This is a genomic window from Scandinavium sp. NPDC088450 (assembly GCF_044900545.1).
Classification (GTDB): domain Bacteria; phylum Pseudomonadota; class Gammaproteobacteria; order Enterobacterales; family Enterobacteriaceae; genus Scandinavium.
On the sequence record NZ_JBJDNI010000004.1, the window covers coordinates 216538 to 225165 of the forward strand.

General features: G+C 53.5%; 9 protein-coding genes. 3 read left to right on the forward strand and 6 right to left on the reverse strand.

Features of this window, described 5'->3' with window-relative positions; genetic code table 11:
• The 4 genes from ACI2I2_RS06185 to mntR form a co-directional block, all read right to left on the reverse strand.
• Complete coding sequence (locus ACI2I2_RS06185; RefSeq protein ID WP_404657097.1) at window positions 1-1572, reverse strand: DHA2 family efflux MFS transporter permease subunit; 1572 nt, start codon at window positions 1570-1572, stop codon at window positions 1-3.
• Window positions 1569-2666 (reverse strand): HlyD family secretion protein, encoded by a 1098-nt coding sequence (locus ACI2I2_RS06190; RefSeq protein ID WP_404657098.1) that lies wholly within the window; start codon window positions 2664-2666, stop codon window positions 1569-1571. Before ACI2I2_RS06190 ends, ACI2I2_RS06185 begins: the two co-directional genes overlap by 4 nt.
• A gap of 112 nt (window positions 2667-2778) precedes the next feature.
• Window positions 2779-3891 carry an anion transporter gene (locus ACI2I2_RS06195; RefSeq protein ID WP_404657099.1) on the reverse strand — a complete coding sequence of 371 codons (1113 nt, stop codon included), beginning with the start codon at window positions 3889-3891 and terminating at the stop codon, window positions 2779-2781.
• Window positions 3888-4361, reverse strand: coding sequence for a manganese-binding transcriptional regulator MntR (gene mntR, locus ACI2I2_RS06200; protein WP_404657100.1), 474 nt, complete (start codon window positions 4359-4361; stop codon window positions 3888-3890). Before mntR ends, ACI2I2_RS06195 begins: the two co-directional genes overlap by 4 nt.
• 185 nt (window positions 4362-4546) lie before the next feature.
• On the opposite strand from mntR, the gene mntS reads away from it, so the two are divergent.
• Both mntS and ACI2I2_RS06210 read left to right on the forward strand, forming a co-directional pair.
• Window positions 4547-4672, forward strand: coding sequence for a manganase accumulation protein MntS (mntS, locus tag ACI2I2_RS06205; RefSeq protein WP_330983446.1), 126 nt, complete (start codon window positions 4547-4549; stop codon window positions 4670-4672).
• A 270-nt stretch (window positions 4673-4942) separates the two neighbouring features.
• Window positions 4943-6526 carry a sulfatase-like hydrolase/transferase gene (locus ACI2I2_RS06210; protein WP_404657101.1) on the forward strand — a complete coding sequence of 528 codons (1584 nt, stop codon included), beginning with the start codon at window positions 4943-4945 and terminating at the stop codon, window positions 6524-6526.
• Window positions 6527-6643: 117 nt separating this feature from the next.
• Here ACI2I2_RS06210 and ompX read toward each other — a convergent pair whose 3' ends face one another.
• Both ompX and ACI2I2_RS06220 read right to left on the reverse strand, forming a co-directional pair.
• The gene (ompX, locus tag ACI2I2_RS06215; RefSeq protein ID WP_404657102.1) at window positions 6644-7156 is read right to left on the reverse strand and encodes an outer membrane protein OmpX; all 513 of its coding nucleotides are present in this window, start codon (window positions 7154-7156) and stop codon (window positions 6644-6646) included.
• A 37-nt stretch (window positions 7157-7193) separates the two neighbouring features.
• Complete coding sequence (locus ACI2I2_RS06220) at window positions 7194-7523, reverse strand: hypothetical protein (protein WP_404657103.1); 330 nt, start codon at window positions 7521-7523, stop codon at window positions 7194-7196.
• On the opposite strand from ACI2I2_RS06220, the gene rhtA reads away from it, so the two are divergent.
• Window positions 7511-8401: a threonine/homoserine exporter RhtA gene (gene rhtA / locus ACI2I2_RS06225; protein ID WP_404657104.1), complete on the forward strand. Its 891-nt coding sequence runs from the start codon at window positions 7511-7513 to the stop codon at window positions 8399-8401. The genes ACI2I2_RS06220 and rhtA overlap by 13 nt on opposite strands.
• Window positions 8402-8628: the final 227 nt, after the last annotated feature.

Below are 8628 nucleotides of genomic sequence, written 5' to 3' on the forward strand. Positions count from 1 at the left end.
TTAGTGTGCTCCTGCGTTGCCTTCACTCCTGACGGGCGAGAGCAGTAAACAGAACGGGATCAGGCAGAGCGCGACCACGCTCAGAATCGTGAAAACGTCGACATAGGCGAGGAATCGCGCCTGGGCGATCATCTCTTTGTACAGTTGTCCGCTGGCGAGGCTCAGGGGATCGCCAACCTGAGTGGTGAAATCGCGAATGGCTTGCGCGATTTGTTTCAACGTCAACTGGAACGGCTCGTTCAACGGCGTGGCGTGATAGGCCAGGTGCGAGCTGTGCGTTTGCGCCCTTTCGGTCAACGCCGCGGTAGACAGCGAGATGCCCACAGACCCCGCCACGTTGCGGAACATGGTGAACAACGCGGCAGCATCCGCGTTCAAGCGGCGCGGAATGGAGATGAACGCAATGGTAGTGAGCGGCACAAACAAGAACCCCAGCCCCAACGACTGCGCGCAGCGGAACAGCACCAGCGTTTCAAAATCGATGGCGGGCGTTAAGTTTCGCGACCAGTAAAAAGAGACCGCCAGCAGCGTAAAACCGAAGGCGATTATCCAGCGAGTCTGCACAATCGGCATCAGTTTCAGCACCAGCGGGATTGTCAGGACAATCAGTACCGCACCGGGCGACATCACCAGCCCCGACCAGGTGGCGGTGTAGCCCAAATCCTGCTGAGCGAGCTGCGGGATAACCACGGAACTGCCATACAAAATCATCGCCATCCCCGCCATCAGCAGACAGGAGACGGCAAAGTTTTTGTCCGCCATGCAGCGTAAATCCACCACCGGTTTACGGGCGTAGAGAAGCCAGTAAATCGCGCCGACAATGCCGATGAGCGTTAACACCGCAAACGTGATGATGAAATTGGAGTGGAACCAGTCATCGTCTTCACCGCGGTCCAGCATCACCTGCAAACAACCAAGGCCGAGCGCGATAAGCCCGATACCCGTCCAGTCGATGCTCGCTTTCCCTTCGGCTTTTTTCTCCCACGGCGGGTCTTCCAGCAGCTGATACACCGCCAGCACCGTCAAAATGCCGACCGGAATGTTGATAAAGAACACCCAGCGCCAGGAGTAACTGTCGGTTATCCAGCCGCCAAGCGTCGGCCCCATCACGGGCGCGACGATGATCGCAATCGACGACAGGCCAAACGCTTTGCCACGGTCTTCCGGCTTAAAATAATCGAGTAAAACTGACTGCTGAGTGGGCTGTAAGCCGCCACCGAAAAAGCCCTGCATGACGCGAAACAGAATGATCTGCCACAGCTCGGTGGCTATCCCACACAGAAACGAGCAAATGGTGAACATCACGATGCAAATGATGAAGAACTGCTTACGCCCTAGCAGGCGGCTCAGAAAGGCAGAAATGGGCAGCACGATGCCGTTGGCGACCAGGTAACTGGTCAGCACCCAGGTGGATTCGTCATAGCTTGCCGAGAGCGACCCCGCGACATGCGGCAGCGCCACGTTGACGATGGTGGTGTCGAGAATTTCCATAAACACCGCCAGGGTGACGACAATCGCCACCGCCCACGGATTACTGGCAGGCTGCCAGTTTTCATGGCTGGACTCGGTCATTCCACTGTGACCTTCGGGACAACGGACAAGCCGAGTGGTAGCGGATGATTCGCATCCAGCCCTTTATCGATGACGATTTTCACCGGCACGCGCTGGACGATTTTCACAAAGTTGCCGGTCGCGTTTTCCGCCGGGAACGCCGAGAACTTCGACCCACTGCCCTGCTGGATGCTGTCGACATGCCCTTCCAGCGCCATATCCGGCCACGCATCGACCGATACCGTCACTTTGTTGCCGGGCTTCATGCGTTCCAGTTGAGACTCTTTAAAGTTGGCGGTCACCCAGACATCCGTTGAAACCAGCGAAAACAGTGCAGTGCCTGCCTGTACCAGCGTGCCATTTTGCACATTACGCTTCGTGACAAAGCCATCAAATGGGGCTCGCACTTCGGTATAAGAAAGATTCAGTTCTGCGGTTTCAAGCTGAGCTCTGGCCTGATCAACCTGACGCTCGCGTGCTTCGACGTTGGTTTGCTGTTGGCGAATTTGCAGCTGAACCTGATCGGCCACTTCAAGTTGGGCTTTGGCGCTGGCTAATCCCGCCTGTGCACTGCGCAATTGAGCATTCGCCGAATCGATATTTTGTTGAGTGGTGGCGCGAGGATCGACCCCACGTTGGCGACGATAGGCAGCTTCCGCATTGGCCAGGTCAGCCTGCGCTTTCAACACATTAGCTCTGGCTTCATCGCGCTGCGCGGGGTATTGCACTTTCGACAAATCCAGCTGTGCCTGAGCCTGATGAAGCTGAGCAACCGCCAAGCCTAACTGGGCTTTCGCCTGATCGCGTTGGGCAGTGTTGTCTCGCGGATCGATAACCACCAGCAGATCGCCTTTCTTCACTCGCTGGTTATCGGTCACCTTTAAATCCGTGACGTAACCCGCCGCTTTGGGCGCGACAGTGACCGCATTGCCATCGGTGAAAGCATCGTCAGTGGTTTCTTGATTGCGGGTTAAGAACCACCAGATCAGGGCCACCACCACCATCACCACGACCACTACGCCAAGGATGATTAAGGGCTTTTTGCCGGGTCGCTTGCGGGAAGCGTTGGGGTCGGTGTTTTGTTCGTTTTCAGGGATGTCGTGGGTGTCAGCCATAGTGTCGCAACGGTCCTGTTGGTTAACGGCGTAACAGTTTCGCCGTTAACTAAACTTAGGTCGTTGCTTACCATTTGCCAGGAAATTACCAGGAAATCCTGACAAATGAGCATTATCTGACAACTATCAACAGCCCGTAACCGACCAGCGCCGCCCACAGCAACATAGGGAGGGAATAGAGATGGAAACGCCACCAGATTCGCTTGTCATTCGCCATTCGCAGCGCAATCAGGTTGGCGAGCGACCCGGGCAACAGGCCGAATCCGCCAACGTTAACCGCCCAGGCGAGCAGTATGGAAGGCGGGACATAGTTGATAAGCAAGATAGTCGACGGCACGTTACTGATCACCTGCGATAAGCCGATCGCTGTCAGCCACAGCCCACCGTCTGACAACCCGGCCACGCCGTTCAACGCGTGATGCAAGACCGGCAACTGCGTCATCAGATGGACGTCGATAAACATCGCCATAAACACCAGCAGCAGCGTCCAGTCGACGTTTATCACCACCCGCCGTTCCAGCAGCAGGAAGCCCGCCGCGAGAATGGCAAGCCCCCATAACTCCTGATGAAATTCCAGGCTCAGCAGGAACACCAGATAAAACGCCAGGCAGCTCCAGACCAGTTTAGGTTTCCAGCCAGGTGTACGGTCGCCACTTTGGTAATGCAACGTGTTCGCAGGGAAACAGAACCAGCACAGCGCCAGAAGCGTCAGCATCATCGCCAGAGCCAGCGGCGCCATCTGCCAGCTAAAATCAAGGAAAGAGAGCCCGGAACGCCCCCACAGCAAAATATTCTGCGGGTTACCAATCGGGGTTAATAACGACCCGGCATTGACCGCCAGCGCCTCAAAAATAATCAGCCGGTTCACCGGAATGGCGCACCACTTCTTGAGGGTCAGCGTCAGCGGCACGACGATAAACAGCGCCACATCGTTGGTCAGGAAAGTTGAGAGCAGCGCCGCGGCTAATACCATAAAGAGGGCTAATTGCCGTTCAGTCACAAAGCGCCGCGCCATTTTGCGGCCCAGCACATCAAAATAACCGCTCTGCTCCACGCCTTTGGTCAGCAGCATTAAGCCACTCAGGGTAATGATTGTGTGCCAGTCAATCGCCGCAGGCCAGGCCCTGGGCTGAAAGGGAACAAAAAAACAGAGGATAGCGCCGATAACAATCAGCAGATGTAAGAAGCGGTCACTCAGCAGCGACCGCAGAAAAGGGAGGTTCATTCAGCGTGAAATCCCGCCTCAAGAGTAAACTGTCGGAAGCGTTCCAGCGTTTCTTCGCTGACATGGTGTTCCATCCCTTCAGCATCACGGCGGGCAATGTCCTGGCTTACGCCAATAGCCAGCAGGAAGTTTTCCACGATTTGATGCCGCTCGCGGGTTTCCTGTGCCAGCTTTTCCCCTTCCGGTGTCAAAAATACTCCGCGCCAGGGGATCTGCTGGATCAGCCCAACGCCCACAAGTCGTTTGAGCATTTTGGCCACCGTTGGCTGAGATACGCCCAGCCGCGCAGCCATATCCACCTGACGGGCTTCCCCGACTTCGCGGATCAGATCGGAGATAAGCTCCACATAATCATCAATAAGCTCCCGGCGATGCGCTTCCCGCACCTGACGAAATCCTTCAACGTGTTCTTCGACATTCACTAACTGCGTCACTTTTTTTATTCCTGGTTTTCCCGGGCGACGACTCATGGGGCTTCCTCTTCGAGGTGACGCGTCACAGCATCAGATAAAGATGCGTCCATTGTATAGGATCGTGAGCCCGGCACAAAAAATTAACGTTTTAGCAATAGCTATACAATATAGCCTGTGCTATATCTGTATGTAATACGAACATCCTTCACGGAACGAAGGTGCGGAAAGTTCAGGAGGTCAAGATGAACGAACTCAAGAGGTGTTTAAACGTGTTTACCCATTCTCCTTTTAAAGTCCGTCTGATGCTGATTAACATGCTGTGTGACATTTTCAACGGCAAACCGCAGCAGGACAAACCCACTCACTGAATGCGGCGTCGCGGTACGCCGCTTCATTTTACTGTCATCAAACCCTGTCAGACTGGCCGATTGGCCTAAAAACCCCCTTCTTTTTTCCGGATTTGTAATCGTCTTCGCAAAACAATTTGTTATGAGTAGTTGACGTACTCATTCATCAAATTTATCTTCTGGCATCCCTGCGGATCTTGCGCCTCGTTGAACCCTTTCTTCACGCACTGCACAGCAGGTTTTACCCTTTGACGCCAGGGGACGCACATGGCGGCTTTTTGATTGTGACCTATGAATGTAACGCTGAAAGAATCGCTGGCCGCGCGTGGTCTGGCGCTTAACCCATGGACCGGATTTTACTTTTTACAATCACTGCTAATTAATCTGGCGCTGGGATACCCTTTCAGCCTGCTGTATGCCATCGCCTTCACCTGCGTACTGCATGTGGTATGGCGTGCCGCACCTCGCACGCAGAAAGTGCTGCTTGGGATTATTTCGCTTATTTCCGCTTTCTATTATCCGTTTGGCCAGGCTTACGGCGCGCCGAACTTTAATACCTTGCTGGCGCTGCACTCCACCAATGCCGAGGAATCGACGGAAATCCTGACCATTTTCCCATGGTACAGCTACTTTATTTCGCTGTTTATTTTCGCGCTCGGCGTCATCGCCATTCGCCGTAAAAAGGAAGAAAAACGCGCCTGGGGCAAAATCGATATTCTGTGTCTGCTGTTTGCCGTCGGCATGATTTTCGTCCGCCCGGTTCAGGAGATTGCCTGGGATGGCGTGTTCCGCATCACTAAAGTGGGCTATCCCGTCGCGCGCTTTGTGCATGATGTGGTGATAAGCAACCAGCAGGTACTGGAAGAACAAGCGCGGCTGGCCGAATTCTCAAACCAAAAAGACACCTGGAATGTGGTGGCGGTCAAACCGAAATATCACACTTACGTGGTGGTGATTGGCGAAAGCGCACGCCGGGACGCGATGGGTGCCTTCGGCGGTCATTGGGATAACACCCCGTTTGAAAGCCAGGTCAATGGTTACCTGTTCACCAACTATGTCTCCGCGAGCGGCTCGACGCAAAAATCACTCGGCCTGACCCTCAACCACGTGGTGGATGGCAAGCCACAATATCAAAACAACTTTGTGACGCTGGCGAACCGCGCGGGCTTCCAGACCTGGTGGTTCTCTAATCAGGGGCAAATTGGTGAATACGATACGGCTATCGCCAGTATCGCCAAACGTGCCGACGAAGTGCATTTCCTGAAAAACGGCGATTTTGAAGCGGATAAAAATACCCGCGATGAAGAACTGTTAAAAATGACAGCCCAGGTGCTGGCGACCGAACGTACTCAGCCGCAGTTGATTGTACTGCATCTGATGGGATCGCATCCGCAGGCCTGCGACAGAACTCAGGGTAAATACACGGATTTTGTACAGTCAAAAGAGACGTCCTGTTACCTCTATACCATGACGCAAACCGATCAGTTGCTGAGCAAGCTCTACGATCAGTTACGCAATGCCGGAGATAGCTTCTCGCTGGTTTATTTCTCCGACCATGGTCTGGCCTTCAAAGAACGAGGCAAAGCGGTGCAGTATCTGGCGCACGACGATAAGTTCCAGCAGAACTTCCAGGTACCGTTCTTAGTGTTATCGAGTGACGACAAAGCGCATCGCATTATTAAGGCGCGGCGTTCAGCCAACGATTTCCTCAGCTTCTTCTCGCAGTGGACAGGGATCCAGGCGCAGGAAATTGCTACGCCGTACCGCTTTGTTTCCAATCAGAAAGCGGGCCCGGTGTACGTTACTAACTTCCAGTTACAAAAAGTGGAATACGATCATCTCGGGACGGATGTGTTCTCAACAGGAACGCATTAATTCAAGAGATTTGCCGGGTGACGCTGCGCTTACCCGGCCTACAAAATCGTTGCCCACGCCAATCTACAGACAAAAAAAATCCGCCCTGGGGCGGATTTTTTATTATCACCGAAGTGATTAGAAACGGTAACCAACACCGGCGATCCAGGTGCCAACGTCAACGTTACGAATGCGAGACTGCTCGTAGGAGAAGTCCAGCGCTACGTTTTCGATTGGGTTGAACTGCATACCTGCACCGTAAGAGAAACCGTAGTCGCTCATGTCGGATTTGCTGCCTGGCAGGTCGTTAGCCTGGAATTTACCGTAGCCAACACCGACGACACCGTAGATGCTTGCCCAGTCGTTGATGCGGTAAGCAGGACCTGCGGTGATACCGTAGTACTGACCTTTGTTATACACGCCGTCTTCACTACGGTTTTTCTCGGTGTAAGTGAAGGAACCGATAACACCCAGTGGGTTGTTATCTTGCTCGTAACGGTATTTCAGGTTGAAACCGCCCGCTTTGTTCGCTTCGCCCTGCATATCGCTCTGAGCGTAACCGCCAGTAACGGTAGAGGTTGCAGCGACTGCAGTACCTGCGGATGCGGCCAGAACCAGGGCCAGTGCTGAAAGACATGCAATTTTTTTCATAACCACCTCAAATGTGCTTCAAGTAAATCCGTAAGTTTTAAATATACCAAAACTTGTTAAGAAACTCTTTGCGATTCACGTTGTCTAAGGGGGTCTTCATGTAACTAAACGTTTCCATCGTAGATATTCCCTTTTGAAAATCAGCAGTTTCCTCGCAGATTTGGTCATTATTGCGCTCATTGGATGGCGCATTCATCCAGATTATTCTTAAATTGACAGTATTTTTCGCCATCAACTGAACTTTATTGTACGGCCCTTTTTGTTGCTTTTTTTCAACAATACCTAAACCGCAAAGGGGTAATTCATTTACACTGCCTGTTTTACTTCCTTTGACAAAAATTGACAGGAGAAAGGATGCCTGGGTCATCCCGTAAGATGCCGGTCTGGCTGCCGATCGTTGTAATCCTCATTGCCATGTGTTCGATACAAAGCGGTGCGGCGCTGGCGAAATCCCTTTTTCCTTTAGTTGGTGCACCCGGTGTCACCGCGCTGCGTCTGGCGCTGGGCACGCTGATTTTGGTCTGCGTCTTTAAGCCCTGGCGTTTACGGTTCACTGCGGAACAGCGTGTGCCGTTGCTGTTGTACGGCCTGTCGCTTGGCGCAATGAACTACCTCTTTTATCTCTCTATTCAGCGCATCCCACTTGGTGTGGCGGTCGCCCTGGAGTTCACCGGGCCTTTGGCCGTCGCGCTGTTCGGTTCCCGCCGCCCTGTCGATTTTTTATGGGTCGCACTGGCCGTGCTCGGCCTCTGGTTCCTGCTGCCGCTGGGGCAAAATATTGCCCACGTCGATTTAACCGGCGCGGCGCTGGCGTTGGGCGCGGGGGCTTGTTGGGCGGTTTATATCCTCACCGGGCAACGCGCAGGTGAAGAACATGGCCCGGCGACGGTGGCGATGGGCTCATTGATTGCGGCGGTAGTTTTCGTGCCGATTGGTGCTTTGCAAGCCGGTGACGTGCTGTGGCAATGGTCGATTCTGCCTCTGGGACTGGGGATTGCGATTCTCTCGACCGCGCTGCCTTACTCTCTGGAAATGATTGCCCTGACCCGCATGCCGACCCGCACCTTCGGCACGTTAATGAGCCTCGAACCTGCGCTTGCCGCCGTGTCCGGGATGATCTTTCTTGGCGAGACGTTAACGGGCACCCAGACCCTGGCGCTGCTGGCGATCATCGCCGCGTCAATGGGCTCTACGCTCACCCTGCGTCGTGAAAGTAAAATTGAAGAAGTTGATATTAAAGAGTGATCTACTATCTCGGGATTGAGTCATCCCCAGAAACGAATGTATATAAAACAGCAGTGGAATCGTTCCGTTCACTATGAGTCCACTGCTACTCTATTATCCCCGCTGCGGTGAACGTGCTAAGGGAATTCACCGTGTATGAACCGGTCACATGGGTAACAACATTGACCGGTCACATGGGTGACACCTTCATATCAATCGAGCCGGATTATACGATGGTTTATTTTGTC